Source organism: Streptomyces hundungensis, assembly GCF_003627815.1.
Classification (GTDB): domain Bacteria; phylum Actinomycetota; class Actinomycetes; order Streptomycetales; family Streptomycetaceae; genus Streptomyces; species Streptomyces hundungensis_A.
Genome location: NZ_CP032698.1, coordinates 6,257,026 through 6,272,829 on the forward strand (window position 1 = coordinate 6,257,026; position 15,804 = coordinate 6,272,829).

Consider the following 15,804-nt stretch of genomic DNA (forward strand, 5'->3'; position numbering starts at 1 on the left):
ACGTGCGTACGGTCCTGGTCACCGGCCCCGGCGGCGCGGGCCGCACCACCGTCGCGGCGGCGACCGCGCGCGCCGCCGCCCGGCGCGGCACCCGGGTCACCCTGCTGACCGCGGACCGGCTGCCCGGCGAACTCGCCGGGGTCACCGTCCGGCGCATCGACGCGGCGGCCCACTTCCGCGCCGAACTCCTCGCCTTCCAGGACCGCGCGGGCGCCGCCCTCGACCTGCTCGGCGCCTCCCGCCTGGACGCCGAGGAACTCACCGAACTCCCCGGCGCCGAACAGCTCGCCCTGCTCGCCGCCCTGCGCGAGGCGGCGGCCGACGAACCCGGCCTGCTCGTCGTCGACCTGCCGCCCGCCGACCGCGCGCTCGCCACCCTCGCCCTGCCCGAGCAGCTGCGCCGCTATCTGCGCCGGCTCCTGCCGCCCGAGCGCCAGGCCGCCCGCTCGCTGCGCCCGGTCCTCGCCCAGCTCGCCGGGGTGCCCATGCCCGCGCAGTGGCTGTACGAGACCGCCGCCCGCTGGGACCGTGAACTGGCCGCCGTTCAGGCCGTGATCGAGGACGCGGGCACCACCGTGCGGCTGGTCGCGGAGCCGGGGCCCGCCGCGGCCGAGGCGCTGGGCACCGCACGGCTCGGCATCGCCGTGCACGGCCTCGCCCTCGACGCGGTGGTCGCCAACCGGCTGCTGCCCGCCGAGACCCCCGACCCCTGGCTCGCCGGGCTCGTCGCCCAGCAGCGCAAGCACCTGGACGAGCTGGCCGGGGAGTTCCCCGCCGTCCGCGAGGTCGCCCACCTCGGCCGCGATCCGCGCGGCGACGACGACCTCGACCTGCTCGACGCCGCATACGGACCCGACGAGAGCGTCCCCCCGCCCCCGCGCTGGAGCGTCCGGGACCGGCTCGCCGAGGACGACGTCCTGGTGTGGAGCCTGCCGCTGCCCGGCGCCGTCAAGGACGGGCTCTCGCTGGTGCGGCGCGGCGACGAACTCCTGCTCACCGTCGGCCCGTTCCGGCGGATCGTGCCGCTGCCCTCGGCGCTGCGCCGCTGCACCGTCACCGGAGCCGGGCTGCACGACGGCGTGCTGGACATCCGCTTCGCGCCCGATCCCGAGCTGTGGCCCCGCGGGCAGTGAACGCGATACCTCCGTTCGGGTAACGTCGAGAGAAACGACACCGTAGGAAACCAGCGGCTGGAGTCCGCCATGAGCGAAGCCACCGAGCGCCCCGCCCCCGACGCGGATGCCTGGGCCGACGCCTGCGCCGAGGACCTGGCCGCCGAGCAGGAACGCCGACGCGCCCAGTACGGCCCCGAGCCGGGGTCCGCCGCCGAGGAGCTGCGCAAGCTGCTGGGCGCCGTCACCGACAAGTTCGCCGGGCTCTTCGACGGCCCCTCGGGCCTGTCCGGCATGGCGGCCCAGGGCGCCGTGCAGCAGCTCATCAGCCAGGCGAAGGCCGCCGTCGAGCCCGTCATCGAGCGCAACCCCGAGGTCTTCGACCACCTCGCCGCGGCCGGCGGCGAACTGCTCGCCGCCTACCGCTCGGCCGTCGAGGGCCACGAGAAGCGCTGGACGTCCGACGCCGGCCGCACGGGCCCGGGCGGCAAGGGCACCGGCCCCGACGGCACCGGCCGCGACGGCGACCAGGGCCCCGGCCCCACCGAGCACATCGACCTCGACTGAGACCCGACCGGTACGGACGGAGCGCCGCCCCCGTCCCACCCCCCGGACCAACCCGGGCTCGGCACGCTGGGTGCCGCCCCGGCTCGGGTACGGTTGGCCCTAGCGGGGCTCGACCGAACTGAGGGATTCATGGGACTCACCATCGGTGTCGATATCGGCGGCACGAAGATCGCGGCGGGCGTGGTCGACGAGGAGGGCAACATCCTCTCGACCCACAAGGTGCCGACTCCCGGCACGCCCGATGCCATCGTGGACGCGATCGCCTCGGCCGTCGACGGCGCGCGCGTCGGACACGAGATCGTGGGCGTGGGCATCGGGGCCGCCGGTTACGTCAACCGTCAGCGGTCCACCGTCTACTTCGCGCCCAACATCGACTGGCGTCAGGAACCGCTGAAGGAGAAGGTCGAGCTGCGCGTCGGCCTTCCGGTCGTCGTCGAGAACGACGCCAACGCGGCCGCCTGGGGCGAGTACCGCTTCGGCGCCGGCAAGGGCCACCGCAACGTCATCTGCATCACGCTCGGCACCGGCCTCGGCGGCGGCATCATCATCGGCAACAAGCTGCGCCGCGGCCACTTCGGCGTGGCCGCCGAGTTCGGCCACATCCGGATGGTGCCGGACGGCCTGCTGTGCGGCTGCGGCAGCCAGGGCTGCTGGGAGCAGTACGCCTCAGGCCGCGCCCTGGTGCGCTACGCCAAGCAGCGCGCCAACGCCACGCCCGAGCGCGCCGAGTTCCTGCTCGGGCTCGGCGACGGCACCCCCGAGGGGATCGAGGGCAAGCACATCTCGATGGCCGCCCGCCAGGGCGACCCGGTGGCGGTCGACTCCTACCGCGAGCTGGCGCGCTGGGCGGGCGCGGGCCTGGCCGACCTGGCCTCGCTCTTCGACCCGTCCGCGTTCATCGTCGGCGGGGGGCTCTCGGACGAGGGCGAGCTGGTGCTCGACCCCATCCGCAAGTCCTACAAGCGCTGGCTGGTCGGCGGGAACTGGCGCCCGGTCGCCGATGTGATCGCGGCCCAGCTCGGCAACAAGGCCGGCCTGGTCGGCGCGGCCGACCTCGCGCGCCAGCCCGACCCCATCATGTAGGAGCCGTACCCGCAGGACCCGTACCACCGACGGCGCCCGCCGAGTCCACCCCGGACCGGCGGGCGCTGTCATACGTTGGGGACCATGACCACCCCCGACGGCGGGCTGCCCGCGTCCGCGACGGAGAGCGGCTCGGCCGTGATCCGTGTCCTCAGCTACAACATCCGCTCGATGCGCGACGACAACGCGGCGCTGGCCCGGGTGATCCGCGCCTGCGCGCCGGATCTCGTCCTGATCCAGGAGGCGCCCCGCTTCTTCCGCTGGCGCAAGGCCGCGGCGCGCCTCGCGGCGGCGACCGATCTGGTGATCCTGGGGGGCGGGGCCACGGCGGCGGGCCCGATGCTGCTGTGCTCGCTGCGGGCCACCGTCGAACAAACCGAGGACGTGCTGCTCCCGCTCACCCCCGGCCTGCACCGGCGCGGTTTCGCCACCGCGGTGGTACGGATCGGCGGGGCCAGGATCGGCGTGCTGAGCGCCCACCTCAGCCTCCAGGAAGCCGAACGGTACGAGCAGACGGGGGCGCTGCTCGACCGGCTCGCCGGGATGGGGGTGGACCATGCGATCGCGGGCGGCGACCTGAACGAACGGCCCGACGGACGCGGCTTCCGGCGGCTCGCCGGGGCGCTCCAGGACTGCTGGGAAGTGGCGCCGTGGGGTGGGGAGTTCACCTCCACGCCGGCCGATCCCCATCAGCGCATCGACGCGATCTTCGCGACGGCGGGGGTCGAAGTCCTGGGCTGCGGCGTCCCGTTGGGCCTCGCGGCCCCGGCCGACCTGCGCACGGCCACGGACCACCTGCCGGTGCTGGCCGCCCTCCGCGTCCCCGGGGCCTGACCGGGTCCGCCCCGCGGCGCTGGCCCGCCCCAGGCCCGGGCCGCCGCGGCCGTTCGCGCAGTTCCCCGCGCCCCCAAAAACCCGTTTCCGTCTGCGGCCCCCAGGTGGCTGGTCGCGCAGTTCCCCGCGCCCCCAAAAACCCGCTTTCGGCTGCGGGCCGCAGGTGGCTGGTCGCGCAGTTCCCCGCGCCCCTTAACTACTCGGTGCTGGCCAGGACCTCAGCCCGTCCGGCGATTGAGGACGAGCGCCCTTTAGAAGCCATCTCATTTGGGCGACTCGGTATTCTGTGAGTCATGGTGGGGATCGTTGAGCGTCTGGTGCCGGACGAGTTGTGGGAGTTGTTCCAGCGGGTGGTGCCGGAGGCGCCGTCGAGGCCGCAGGGCGGTGGTCGGCGTCGGCACGGGGACCGGGAGGTGCTGGCCGCGATTGTCTTCGTGGCCACGTCGGGTTGTACCTGGCAGCAGCTGCCTTCGGCGTCGTTCGGGCCGTCCGGAGCGACCGCCCACCGGCGGTTCTCGGAGTGGTCGAAGGCCAGAGTGTGGGCCAAGCTCCACCGCCTGGTCCTCGACGAACTCGGCGCCCGCGGCGAACTGGACTGGTCTAGGTGCGCGATCGACTCGGTGAACATGCGGGCCCTGAAAAGGGGGACCTGACGGGTCCGAATCCTGTCGACCGGGGCAAGTACGGCTCGAAGATCCACCTGATCACCGAACGGTCCGGTCTGCCCATATCCGTCGGAATCTCCGGGGCCAACCTGCACGACAGTCAGGCCCTGATCCCGCTCGTGAAGGGCATCCCGCCGATCCGCTCGCGCCGCGGCCCGCGCCGCCGCAAGCCCAGCAAACTCCACGCCGACAAGGGCTACGACTACGCCCACCTGCGGCAATGGTTACGCGAACGCGGCATCACCCACCGCATCGCCCGCAAGGGAGTCGAGTCCTCGCAACGGCTGGGCCGCCACCGCTGGACCGTGGAACGCACCATGGCCTGGCTCGCCGGCTGCCGACGACTCCACCGCCGCTACGAACGCAAGGCCGACCACTTCCTCGCCTTCACCAGCATCGCCTGCACCCTCATCTGCTACCGCCGACTCGCCAAATGAGATGACTTCTTAGGCGCGATACGGGGTCTGGGGCGGAGCCCCAGGGTCTTGGGCCGCGAGCCGTGCGTGGCTGGTCGCGCAGTTCCCCGCGCCCCTGGCAGGATCGGTGCTGGCCCGCATGAGCATGTTCAGCCCGTCCGGCGTTTGAGGACGAGCGCCCTTTAGGCGCGAACGGGGTCTGGGGCGGAGCCCCAGGGGCTTTGGCTGCGGGCCGTGCGTGGCTGGGCGCGCAGTTCCCCGCGCCCCTTAAGTGCTCGGTGCTGGCCAGTGCGGGCCACCTCAGCCCGGCCGGCGATTGAGGACGGGGGGCTGGGGCGGAGCCGGGTTTAGACGACCGCGCCTCGGCCGGGGTCGTCGTCGTCCTCGTCCGGCTGCATCCGGGCGAACAACGTCGCGATCCCACCCAGGAATCCGCCCACGCCCAGCGTGGTGAGCCACCACGTCATGTCCCACCCGAAGATCGCGGCGAGGATCAGCAGGAGCGGCCCGCCGATCACCCCGAGCCACGCGAACTTCGCCGCGGCGTCGGCCTCCGGCAGCGGGGGCGGCTCCGGCGGTACGAAGTGCCCCTCGTCCGAGGGGTCCGAGGGGTCCGAGGGGTCGGACGGATCCGGGGCGCCCGCGCCGTCGCCCGCCGGATCCGCCGGCGTGAAGTCCCGGGGCCCGCCGACCCCCGGCGCGAACACCACCGAGCTGCCGAGAGCGGGCTTGTCCAGGCCCTTGCCGGGTCCCTTCGTCTTGACCGCCGGGTCGGGCCCTTCGCCCTCCTCGGCCGTCTCGTCCTCGATCAGGGCGAGATCCTCCACGGATCTGAAGGGTCTGGTGCCGGGCGGGTCGGCCGGTTCCTCGCCGTACCCCGCCACGATCGCCGCCCAGGCAGCCTCTTCGTCGATCGGCTGCGGCTCGCGGTCCGCGTCGTGTTCAGCCACCGGTCGTGCTCCCCTTCTTCCCGAGGCTCGGAGCGAGGCGGCCGATGAACGAGTAGCTCTCCTCGAAGATCCGCTCCGCGTCGTGGTCCAACGTCGCCACGTGGTAGCTCTGTTCCAGCAGGATCTCCTCGACATCGGTGGAGGAGACCCGGCTGAGGATCCGCGCCGAGTCGGCGGGCGGCACGACGTGGTCCTGCGGGCTGTGCAGGACCATCAACGGCTGGGTCACCTGCGGCAGTTCACCGTCGACGATCCTGAAGAAGGTGCGCAGCGAGTGCGCCGCGTGCAGCGGCACCCGGTCGTAGCCGACCTCCTGGGAGCCCTCCAGCGCGATGTCGCTGGCGATGCCCTTGGTGGACGGCACGAAGTGGCGCACCACCGGAAGGGCGCGGGCGGCCACGCCGTGCACCTTGTTGCCGGGGTTGACGAGCACGAGCCCGCTGACCGCGTCCCCGTGCTTGGCGGCGAGCCGCAGCGCCAGCGCGCCGCCCATCGACAGCCCGAAGACGAACACCTGGGTGCAGCGCTCCAGGAGCTCGCACAGGGCGCGGTCCACCTCCGCGTACCAGTCCTGCCAGCCCGTGAGCTGCATGTCCTGCCAGCGGGTGCCGTGACCGGGAAGGAGCGGCAGCGAGACCGTGAGGCCGCGCTCGGCGAGGTGGTCGGCCCAGGGCCGCAGCGACTGCGGGGAACCGGTGAAACCGTGACAGAGGAGGACGCCGACCTCTCCGCCCTCGTGGCGGAACGGCTCGGCTCCAGGGAGGACCGGCACCAGGGGTCTCCTGTTCATCAGCGGGGCGGGGTGTGTGCGGGGGAGTCGTACTTCACGGTACGCGACCGGACCGACACCGACCAGGGCCGTCGCGCCGGAGGCCGGGTCCGGCACGGGTTAAGGTCTGTTCGACAAGCACAGGAAGGCATCCGAGTTGATCTACGGCGCTATGAAGTTCTCCATCGGCGGCTCGCTGAAGCTCGCCTTCAGGCCGTGGGTGGAGGGCCTGGAGAACATCCCCGCCGAGGGTCCCGCGATCCTCGCGAGCAACCATCTCTCCTTCTCGGACTCCTTCTTCCTGCCGGCCGTCCTCGACCGCAAGGTGACGTTCATCGCCAAGGCCGAGTACTTCACCTCCCCGGGGGTCAAGGGCAAGCTGACGGCCGCCTTCTTCAAGGGCGTCGGCCAGCTCCCGGTGGACCGCTCCGGCGCCCGAGGGGCCGGCGACGCGGCGATCAAGGCCGGCATCGACGTCATCAAGGCCGGTGGCCTGTTCGGCATCTACCCGGAGGGCACCCGCTCGCCCGACGGCCGCCTCTACCGCGGCAAGCCGGGCGGCCTCCCGAGGGTCGCCCTGGCCACCGGCGCTCCCGTCATCCCGGTCGCCATGATCGACACCGAGAAGATCCAGCCGCCGGGCAAGGTCGTCCCGAAGCTGATGCGGCCCGGCATCCGGATCGGCAAGCCGCTCGACTTCAGCCGGTACCAGGGCATGGAGAACGACCGGTTCATCCTGCGCTCGGTGACCGACGAGGTCATGTACGAGATCATGAAGCTCTCCGGCCAGGAGTACGTCGACATCTACGCGACGGCCGCCAAGCGGCAGATCGCCGACGAGGCCAAGCGCGTCGCCGACGAGCACAGGGCCGCCGAGCGGGCGGAGAAGGCCCGCGAGATCGAGCAGGCCAAGCGGGCGGAACGGCCCGGCGACTAGCCGCGTCCCTCCGGGGGCGGCGGCCGGGGTGTTGGCCAGGGGGTGGGGAGATGGCGAAGCGCGAACGAGTCGTCCGGATGTCGGTGGAGCTGCCCCTGTGGCGGGCGCTGACCGGCTACCGGGTGCTCACCACGCTGTACGCGCTGGCGATCTTCGCCAGCGGCTACGAGAAGTTCGAACGGCCCTGGGTCGGCATCGGCTACCTCGCGGTGCTCACCGTGTGGACCTTCGCGACCCTGCCGAGGGTGGCGAACGCGGCCGCCTGCACCAGACCCTTCCTCGCCGTCGACCTGGCCGTGATGCTGACCGGCATCCTGCTGACCCCGCTCGCGGACCTGGACGCCCAGCACGTCGACGGCCCCACCCTGCCGACCATAGCGACGGCCGGGGCGGTCCTCGCGTACGCGATCAAGGGCGGTTGGCGCTGGGCCGGGTTCGCCTCCTCGCTGGTGGCCGTCGCCAACATCGTGGAGCGCGCCCACCCCACCCGGGACACCTTCCACAACGTGGCTCTGGTGTGGATCGCCTCGATCGCGATCGGCTACATCGTCGAGGTGGCCCGGGCCAGTGAGGCCACACTCGCCCGCGCCCTGGAGATCGAGGCGGCCACCCGCGAGCGCGAGCGCCTGGCCCGCGACATCCACGACAGCGTGCTCCAGGTGCTTGCCATGGTGCAGCGCCGCGGCACCGCCCTGGGCGGGGAGGCCGCGGAGCTGGGCCGGCTCGCCGGAGAGCAGGAGGTCGCCCTGCGCACCCTGGTCTCCAGCGGTCTGGTGGCGCCGACCCGCGCCTCCGAGGACGTCGCCAACGGCGCCGTCGTGCGGGCGGTGGAGGTCGACGACGACCCCGCCGACGTGGACCTGCGCTCGCTGCTCGCGCGGCACGCCGGATCGAGGATCTCCTTCGCGGAGCCGGGCGCCCCGGTGCTCCTCGCGGCCCCCGCGGCACGGGAGCTCGCGGCGGCTGTCAGTGCCGCCCTGGACAATGTGCGTATGCACGCGGGGGAGTCGGCCCAGGCCTGGATCCTCGTCGAGGACTGGGGGGACGACGTGATTGTGACGGTACGGGATGACGGGCCCGGCATCCCGGCGGGCCGGCTGGAGAAGGCCGAGGGGGAGGGACGCATGGGCGTCGCCCTCTCGATCCGCGGCCGGCTGCGCGACCTGGGCGGCACGGCGGAGCTGATCTCCGTGCCGGGCCAGGGCACAGAAGTAGAACTGAAGGTCCCACGGGGGAAGGCAGGACGGAACGGATGACGCAGCAGCACACGCCGCGGGCGGACGCGACGGTGAGGGTGATGGTGGTCGACGACCACCCGATGTGGCGCGACGCGGTCGCCCGCGATCTCGCCGCCGCCGGGTTCGAGGTGGTCGCCACGGCAGGTGACGGCCCCCAGGCGGTGCGCCGGGCCCGGGCCGCGGCGCCCGACGTCCTGGTCCTCGACCTCAATCTGCCGGGCATGCCGGGCGCCCAGGTCTGCAAGGAACTGGTCGCCGCCAACCCGGCGTTGAGGGTGCTGGTCCTGTCGGCCTCGGGCGAGCACGCGGACGTGCTGGAGGCGGTCAAGTCGGGCGCGCTCGGCTATCTCCTCAAGTCGGCCAGCACCGAGGAGCTGATCGACGCGGTGCGCCGCACGGCCGTCGGCGACCCGGTGTTCACCCCCGGCCTGGCCGGCCTCGTCCTCGGGGAGTACCGCAGGCTCGCCCGCGATCCCGCACCCGCGGCCGCCGACGAACCGAACGCGCCCCGGCTCACCGAGCGCGAGACCGAGGTGCTGCGCCTGGTCGCCAAGGGCCTGAGCTACAAGCAGATAGCCGAGCGCCTGGTCATCTCGCACCGCACCGTGCAGAACCACGTCCAGAACACCCTGGGCAAGCTCCAGTTGCACAACAGGGTGGAGCTGGTGCGGTACGCGATCGAGGCCGGTCTCGACGACGCCTGAGCGCATCCCCCGTACGAGTGATCGACGGTTCGTCAACTCCCGTACCGATCAAGGGAATTGACCTTCCGCCCCATCCCGGAGTGACGTACGTCACCACTAGCGTGGACGGCGTACGTCACTCCCAGGTGAAGGGACCATTCCATGCGGGTCGGAGTACTGACCGGAGGCGGTGACTGCCCCGGGCTCAACGCCGTCATCCGGGGCATCGTCCGCAAGGGTGTGCAGGAGTACGGATACGAGTTCACCGGGTTCAAGGACGGCTGGCGCGGGCCCCTGGAGGGCGCCACCGTGAAGCTGGACATCCCGGCGGTGCGCGGCATCCTGCCGCGCGGCGGCACCATCCTCGGCTCCTCGCGCACCAACCCCCTCAAGGCGGAGAACGGGGTCCGCCGCATCAAGGAGAACCTCACCAAGTACGAGATCGACGCCGTGATCGCGATCGGCGGCGAGGACACCCTGGGTGTCGCGGCCCGCCTCAGCGACGAGTACGGCATCCCCTGCGTCGGCGTCCCCAAGACGATCGACAACGACCTGTCCGCCACCGACTACACCTTCGGGTTCAACACCGCCGTCGGCATCGCGACGGAGGCCATCGACCGGCTGCACACCACGGCCGAGTCCCACATGCGGGTCCTCGTCGTCGAGGTCATGGGGCGGCACGCGGGCTGGATCGCGCTGCACTCCGGTCTGGCCGGCGGCGCCAACGTCATCCTCATCCCCGAGCAGCGCTTCGACGTCGACCAGGTCTGCGCGTGGGTCACCTCCCGCTTCAAGGCCTCCTACGCCCCGATCGTCTGCATCGCCGAGGGCGCCATGCCCAAGGACGGCGAGATGATCCTCAAGGACGGCACCCTCGACTCCTTCGGGCACGTACGCCTCTCCGGCGTCGGCGAATGGCTCGCCAAGGAGATCGAGAAGCGCACCGGCAAGGAGGCCAGGACCACCGTCCTCGGCCATGTGCAGCGCGGCGGCACCCCGAGCGCGTTCGACCGGTGGCTGGCGACCCGCTTCGGACTGCACGCCATCGAGGCGGTGCGCGACGGCGCCTTCGGCACGATGGTCGCGCTGCGCGGCACCGACATCGTGCGGGTGCCGATCTCGGAGGCGACCGCCAAGCTGAAGACCGTCGACCCCGCGCTCTACGCCGAGGTGGGTGTCTTCTTCGGCTGATCCGGCCGGGCGGGGCGAGGCTGTGGGCCGTATATTCGCGCTATCCGGCCCATAGCCCTCACCACGGTCGATGGGGTGGGAAAGCGCCCCTTCGCCCCTTCAGGGAGAGTCGTGGACATCCTCGCGTTCGGCGTGCAGGCCGACGAGAAGCCGCTGATCGAGCGCGCCTTCGCGGGCCGCCACCCGGTGCGCTGCCTGGACGTCTTCCTCAGCGAGGACACCGCCCCGATCGCCGCCGGGTACGAGGCGATCTCCACCAGCGTCAACGCCCGTCTGGACGCCCGCGTGCTCCAGAGCCTCGCCGCGGGCGGCACGCGGATGATCGCCCAGCGCTCCACCGGCTTCAACAACATCGACCTGGAGACGGCCGCCCGCCTCGGCCTCACCATCGCGCGGGTCTCCAGCTACTCCCCGTACTCGGTCGCCGAATTCGCCTGGACCCTGGCGATGGCCGTCAACCGGCGCATCGTGCGGGCCTCCAACCGCACCCGCGACTTCGACTTCCGCCTCGACGGGCTGCTCGGGCGCGACCTTCGGGGCCGCACCGTCGGGGTGCTCGGCACCGGGAAGATCGGCGAGGCGTTCACCCGGATCGCGCACGGCTTCGGCATGTACCTGCTCGGCTGGGACGTGGCCCACAACCCGTCCTGCGTCGAGCTCGGCATGAACTACGTCGACAAGGACGAACTCTTCGCACGCGCCGACGTGATCAGCCTGCATGTGCCGCTGCTGCCCTCCACCCAGCACATCGTGGGGCGCGCGGAACTCGCCTCGATGAAGGACGACGCGATCCTGGTCAACTCCAGCCGCGGCGGTCTCATCGACACCGACGCGCTGGTGGGCGAGTTGCGCAAGGGCCGCTTCGCCGGGGTGGGCCTGGACGTGTACGAGGCCGAGGCGGGCCTGTTCTTCCTCGACAAGTCCCTGGAGGCCGTCGAGGACGACACGCTGGCCCGGCTCGTGACCTTCCCCAACGTGGTGGTCACCTCGCACCAGGCGTACTTCACCCAGGAGGCGGTGGGCCAGATCGTCGCGGCCACGGCTGAGAACGTGACGGCCTACGTCGAAGGCCGTCACACCGAGAACGTGCTGGTCCCCGCCCCCTGGTGAGGCGGCGGTGAGGCGGCGCGGGTTCAGCGCGCCGCCGCCACCCCCGCGAGGAGTTCGTGGACGAGCTCGGGTCCGCGCAGGGTCAGTACCGACTCCGGGTGGAACTGGACGCCCGCGTAGCCGGGGCCGCGCAGCGCGTGCACCTCGTGCGTCACCGGGTCCCGCGCGATCTCCACGCCGGGCAGCTCGCCCTCGTACCGCGCCGCGAAGCTGTTGTAGAACCCGACCGTCTCGGCCTGCCCGAACAGGTCGATCCGCAGCTGCGCGCCCTGGTGGGGCTCCCGCTTGCGCACGATGTCCAGGCCGAGCTCGGCGGCGATCAGCTCATGGCCCAGGCACACGCCGAGCAGCCCGTGCCGGTGCGAGCCCAGCAACTCCGCGGCCAGCGGACGCAGCAGCGCCATCTTCGGGTCGGCCGCGTCCGAGGGGTCGCCGGGTCCCGGGCCGAGGACCACCGGGCCCCGATGGGCGAGCGCCCGCTCCCGCAGCCCGGGGGTGTCGTGGCGCAGCACCGAGACGTCGAGGCCCGCCGAGCGCAGCACATGCGCGAGCATCGCCGTGAACGTGTCCTCCGCGTCCACCACGAGCGCCGAACCGCTCGGCGCGGCCGGCCGCTCCCGCATCCGCAGCCAGAACGGCGCGAGGTCGGCCCGCCGGGCGTCCAGGGCGGCCCGCACCCGGGGGTCGTCGGCGAGCCGGGGGCGTACCGCGTCGGTGGCCGGGCGGCCGGGCCGCACACCGAGCGCCGCGAGGACACCGGCGGCCTTCGCATGGGTCTCGGCGACCTCGCCCGCCGGGTCGGAGTGGCGCACGAGGGTGGCGCCGACCGGAACCCTGAGGTGCCCCTCGGGGGAGATGTCCGCGGTGCGGATCAGGATCGGGGAGTCGAGCGTCTGGGCGCCGCCCGCGTCCCGGCCGAGCAGGGCGAGCGCGCCCGCGTAGTAGCCGCGCCCGCCGTCCTCGTACCGTTCGATGACACGGCAGGCGTTCTGCACGGGCGAGCCGGTGACCGTCGCCGCGAACATCGTCTCCTTCAGGACCTCGCGCACGTCCAGGGAGGAGCGTCCCCTCAACTCGTACTCGGTGTGGGCGAGATGGGCCATCTCCTTGAGGCGGGGGCCGATCACCACGCCGCCCATGTCGCCGACGGTGCACATCATCTTGAGTTCCTCGTCGACGACCATCGACAGCTCGTCGGTCTCCTTGGGGTCGGCGAGGAAGCCGAGCAGGTCCTCGGGGGTGGGGCCGGAGGCCGGGTAGCGGTAGGTCCCGCTGATCGGGTTCATGACGACCGTGCCGCCGGACATCCGCACATGCACCTCGGGACTCGCCCCCACCAGGGTGCGGTCACCGGTACGCACCACATACGTCCAGTACGCGCCCCGCTCGCCCGCGAGGAGCCGGCGGAACAGGGCGAGCGCGTCGGCCCGGCCGAAGCCGGGGATCTCGCCGGTGAAGGTGCGCCGGATGACGAAGTTGGCGCCCTCGCCGCGGCCGATCTCGTCGTCGATCACCCGCCGTACGATCCCCGCGTACTCCTCGTCGCCGACGTCGAAGCCGCCGCCCTCGACCCGCACCTCGTGTGCGGGCAGCTCGGCGAGCGCGTCGGCGAGCGGCAGCTCGTGCCGTTCGTCGGCGACCAGCACCGCGAGCGGGGTCTTGTCGTCGCGGACGTCGAAACCGCGCTCCCTGATCTGCCGGAACGGCACCAGGGCGAGCGCGGGCCGGTCCCCGACGGGCAGGTCGGCGAGGCGCTCCACCTCGTGGACCTCGCCGATCAACAGCTCGACGGTGTCGTGGTCGTGGCCCGGGGTGCGCCGGCGCAGCAGCGCGAACGGCGGGCAGTTCTCGTCCAACAGCCTCTGGATGAACATGAGTTGGGGGTTCCTTCCGGTGGTGCGAGGGAGGAACGGCCCCGGGAAAACGCGGAAGGCCGCCCCTCGGGGCGGCCTTCGCGAGTCTGTGTACGCGCAGAGATCAGCGGGCCGCCGGATGAGCGGTCCACCACCAGTTCTGGGTCGAGTGCGCGAACATGGCGGGCACTCTACCCGACGGCGCCACCGGGTGGCGGCGCCGTCGGCAGGGGCCTAGCCGGCCGGGCTGATCTGCTGGACGTCGGCGGCCCGCACCCAGGCGATCCGGTGGTTGTACCGGATCGGGTAGAAGCTCTGGGCCCCCTTGACCAGGGTGCCGAGCGTGGTCCCGCCGTAGTAGTAGTCACCCGCGACCGGGCCGCCCGCGGCCACATAGGCCTGGCCGGCCGGGATGGCGTACTTGGTCAGGGGCGCGGAGTTGTTGCCCTGCACCGGCACCCCGGTGCCCGCGTAGGCCGCGTCCTCGGGGTAGGAGCGCCCGTACACCTGGACCGTGTCGGAGCCCTTGGCCTTCAGGACGACCGGGGCCGACGAGTCCGGCACGCGGGAGGTGAAGCGGCCGCCCGGGTTGTGGAACCAGGCCTTCTGTCCGCCGTACCAGACGGCCGTCCACTCGCCCTGCCGGTCCGCGACGACATAGCGGCCGCCCGCGACGAGCTTGTTGGCCCAGTTCGGGCCCTCGGTCGCGATCTGCGTCCCCAGGTAGGGGTCGGCGAGCGGGGCGGCGTCGGTGGACGGGGCGGCGTACAGATACGTGAAGTTGACGGGCTGGTCGAAGGTGGTGCGGACCTTGGTGGCCGGGTCGTAGTACGTCGTCGTGCGGGGCGTGAACGACGGGACGACCTTCACGACCTGCCCGGCCTCGGGCATCCCCCGGCCCGTGCAGTCGCGGGAGCCCAGCAGCGTCATGTAGTGGTTCCAGTCCCAGAACGGGCCCGGGTCCCAGTGCTGCCCGGCCACATAGCCGTCGAGCGGGCCCGGCACCTCGTCGTGGCCGAGGATGTGCTCGCGGTCCAGCGGGATGGAGAACCGGTCGGCCAGGTACGACACGAGCCGGGCGGACGCGTCGTAGAGCGGCTCGCCGTACCAGCTGCCCTGCTTCATCGCGAAGCCCACGTGCTCGACGCCGAGCGCGTGCATGTTCACCGACTTGTTGCCCGCGTGGTACGCCTCGTCCTTGGTGGCCACCACCTGGGTGACCAGACTGCCGTCGTCCTTGACGACGTAGTGCGTGCTGGCGGAGCTCTTGGGGTCCTGGAAGGTCTTGATCGTGCTGTCGTAGGAGGCCTCGGTGTCGTGGAGCACGATCTGGCGGATGGCGAAGCCGCCTTCGGGCCGATTCGCCACGTTGTAGTTGTTCGGGTCGGCGGGCTTCACGTCGCAGTTGAGTCCGGCCGGGCACTCCGGGGCCGCCGACTGGGCCGAGGGCGTGGTGGCGGGCGCGGCCGGCTTCACCCCGGGGTCGGCGGGCAGCGCGAGGGACTGGCCGTCCTCGGTGACCCGGCGTTCGCCGGTGCGTACCGAGTCGAAGACGCGCTCGGCGAAGGCATCGGCGCCCCGGGCGTCGGGCGCCTGGCTGTAGCGCGCCACCGCCGGGTACCAGGCGCCGGGGTCGGCCGGCAGCGTGCCGGTGGCCGCGCGCTGGTAGCGGGCGAGCAGGGCGGCGCCCGCCAGGATGCTCTGCCCGGCGTCGTCGCGGACCGCGTCCACCGGCTTGCCGATCAGCCGCGCGGCCTCGTCCAGGGTGTGCAGACGCGGGTCGTCGGTGTCGACGGAGGCGGAGGGCGTGGCGAGCGGCGCCCGCCGGGCGTCGAACCTCTTCATGGCGGCCGGGTCGCCGCTCAGATCGAGATGGGCGAGCCGCTCCTGGGCGCCGGGCCGCACCACATCGCCGGGCAGGACCCGGGTCAGGCCCATGACGTTGTACGCGCCCGAGGTGCTGGGCCGCCCGTCGTGGTCCTCCCAGCGCGTCTGACGGTAGGAGACCGCCATCAGAACGCTCTGCGGAACCTTGAACTCCTCGGCTGCGCGGGCGAATTGGGCCTGTCGGGCCGAGGGGGCCGACCCGTTGTCGCGGGTGGCCACGCCCGGCGCGGCGAGCGCCTGGGGACCGAGCGCCGTGAGGGCCAGCGCCCCGGCCAGCCCGTACCCCAGCAGCTTCCTGTTCGTGTGTATTCGCTGGATTCCGACCCTGCTTCGGCTCACGCCCACCCCTGGTCACCTTTGTCCGGATTGCATGACGGCGGTGAGATTACCGGGGATGATCATGAACAGGTGCGGCTGAGGACCTCCGGGACGGCAGGACTGCCCTTTCGGTCACGGACGCGTGAGCGGTGTCTCATTTGGTGGTCGCCAGGGTGGACGGGTGGGTCGAC

The 15,804-nt window shown here is 72.3% G+C and carries 15 protein-coding genes; 10 read left to right on the forward strand and 5 right to left on the reverse strand.

The features are described 5' to 3' along the window. Positions 1 to 2 precede the first annotated feature (2 nt). The 5 genes from DWB77_RS27735 (at position 3) to DWB77_RS27755 (ending at position 4,698) form a co-directional block, all read left to right on the forward strand. Positions 3 to 1,133, forward strand: coding sequence for an ArsA family ATPase (locus tag DWB77_RS27735; RefSeq protein WP_120724156.1), 1,131 nt, complete (start codon positions 3 to 5; stop codon positions 1,131 to 1,133). 69 nt (positions 1,134 to 1,202) lie between these two features. Continuing rightward, the gene (locus DWB77_RS27740) at positions 1,203 to 1,679 is read left to right on the forward strand and encodes a DUF5304 domain-containing protein (protein ID WP_120724157.1); all 477 of its coding nucleotides are present in this window, start codon (positions 1,203 to 1,205) and stop codon (positions 1,677 to 1,679) included. A gap of 129 nt (positions 1,680 to 1,808) precedes the next feature. Continuing rightward, a complete protein-coding gene (locus tag DWB77_RS27745) occupies positions 1,809 to 2,762 on the forward strand; it encodes an ROK family glucokinase (RefSeq protein WP_120724158.1) in 954 nt (317 codons plus the stop codon). Between the two features lie 84 nt (positions 2,763 to 2,846). Then, positions 2,847 to 3,596 carry an endonuclease/exonuclease/phosphatase family protein gene (locus DWB77_RS27750; RefSeq protein WP_120724159.1) on the forward strand — a complete coding sequence of 250 codons (750 nt, stop codon included), beginning with the start codon at positions 2,847 to 2,849 and terminating at the stop codon, positions 3,594 to 3,596. Positions 3,597 to 3,889: 293 nt separating this feature from the next. Then, positions 3,890 to 4,698 (forward strand): IS5 family transposase gene (locus DWB77_RS27755; RefSeq protein ID WP_246033784.1). Its coding sequence is split into 2 segments (ribosomal slippage): positions 3,890 to 4,238 and positions 4,238 to 4,698, totalling 810 coding nucleotides; the frame shifts between segments, so codons are not numbered across the junction. Positions 4,699 to 5,024: 326 nt separating this feature from the next. Here DWB77_RS27755 and DWB77_RS27760 read toward each other — a convergent pair. Continuing rightward, a complete protein-coding gene (locus tag DWB77_RS27760) occupies positions 5,025 to 5,627 on the reverse strand; it encodes a hypothetical protein (RefSeq protein WP_120724161.1) in 603 nt (200 codons plus the stop codon). After that, positions 5,620 to 6,399 carry an alpha/beta hydrolase gene (locus tag DWB77_RS27765; RefSeq protein WP_120724163.1) on the reverse strand — a complete coding sequence of 260 codons (780 nt, stop codon included), beginning with the start codon at positions 6,397 to 6,399 and terminating at the stop codon, positions 5,620 to 5,622. Before DWB77_RS27765 ends, DWB77_RS27760 begins: the two co-directional genes overlap by 8 nt. A 154-nt stretch (positions 6,400 to 6,553) precedes the next feature. Between DWB77_RS27765 and DWB77_RS27770 the strand changes: the two genes are divergently transcribed. The 5 genes from DWB77_RS27770 (at position 6,554) to DWB77_RS27790 (ending at position 11,555) form a co-directional block, all read left to right on the forward strand. After that, positions 6,554 to 7,333, forward strand: a complete 780-nt coding sequence (locus DWB77_RS27770; RefSeq protein ID WP_120724165.1) for a 1-acyl-sn-glycerol-3-phosphate acyltransferase — start codon at positions 6,554 to 6,556, stop codon at positions 7,331 to 7,333. Positions 7,334 to 7,383: 50 nt separating this feature from the next. Continuing rightward, the gene (gene macS / locus DWB77_RS27775; RefSeq protein ID WP_120724167.1) at positions 7,384 to 8,589 is read left to right on the forward strand and encodes a MacS family sensor histidine kinase; all 1,206 of its coding nucleotides are present in this window, start codon (positions 7,384 to 7,386) and stop codon (positions 8,587 to 8,589) included. Beyond that, positions 8,586 to 9,275, forward strand: a complete 690-nt coding sequence (locus DWB77_RS27780; protein WP_120724169.1) for a response regulator — start codon at positions 8,586 to 8,588, stop codon at positions 9,273 to 9,275. Before macS ends, DWB77_RS27780 begins: the two co-directional genes overlap by 4 nt. Positions 9,276 to 9,416: 141 nt before the next feature. Beyond that, complete coding sequence (locus tag DWB77_RS27785; protein ID WP_120724171.1) at positions 9,417 to 10,445, forward strand: 6-phosphofructokinase; 1,029 nt, start codon at positions 9,417 to 9,419, stop codon at positions 10,443 to 10,445. A 111-nt stretch (positions 10,446 to 10,556) separates the two neighbouring features. Next, positions 10,557 to 11,555: a 2-hydroxyacid dehydrogenase gene (locus DWB77_RS27790; protein WP_120724173.1), complete on the forward strand. Its 999-nt coding sequence runs from the start codon at positions 10,557 to 10,559 to the stop codon at positions 11,553 to 11,555. 23 nt (positions 11,556 to 11,578) lie between these two features. Here the strand turns inward: DWB77_RS27790 and DWB77_RS27795 are convergent, their stop codons facing one another. From DWB77_RS27795 to DWB77_RS27805, 3 genes are all read right to left on the reverse strand, one after another. Next, on the reverse strand, positions 11,579 to 13,429 hold the full coding sequence (locus DWB77_RS27795; RefSeq protein WP_120724175.1) for an anthranilate synthase family protein: 1,851 nt from the start codon (positions 13,427 to 13,429) through the stop codon (positions 11,579 to 11,581). A 103-nt stretch (positions 13,430 to 13,532) separates the two neighbouring features. Continuing rightward, on the reverse strand, positions 13,533 to 13,589 hold the full coding sequence (locus DWB77_RS39650) for a trp operon leader peptide (protein ID WP_078516689.1): 57 nt from the start codon (positions 13,587 to 13,589) through the stop codon (positions 13,533 to 13,535). A gap of 53 nt (positions 13,590 to 13,642) precedes the next feature. Beyond that, the gene (locus tag DWB77_RS27805) at positions 13,643 to 15,634 is read right to left on the reverse strand and encodes an N-acetylmuramoyl-L-alanine amidase (protein ID WP_246033662.1); all 1,992 of its coding nucleotides are present in this window, start codon (positions 15,632 to 15,634) and stop codon (positions 13,643 to 13,645) included. Positions 15,635 to 15,804: the final 170 nt, after the last annotated feature.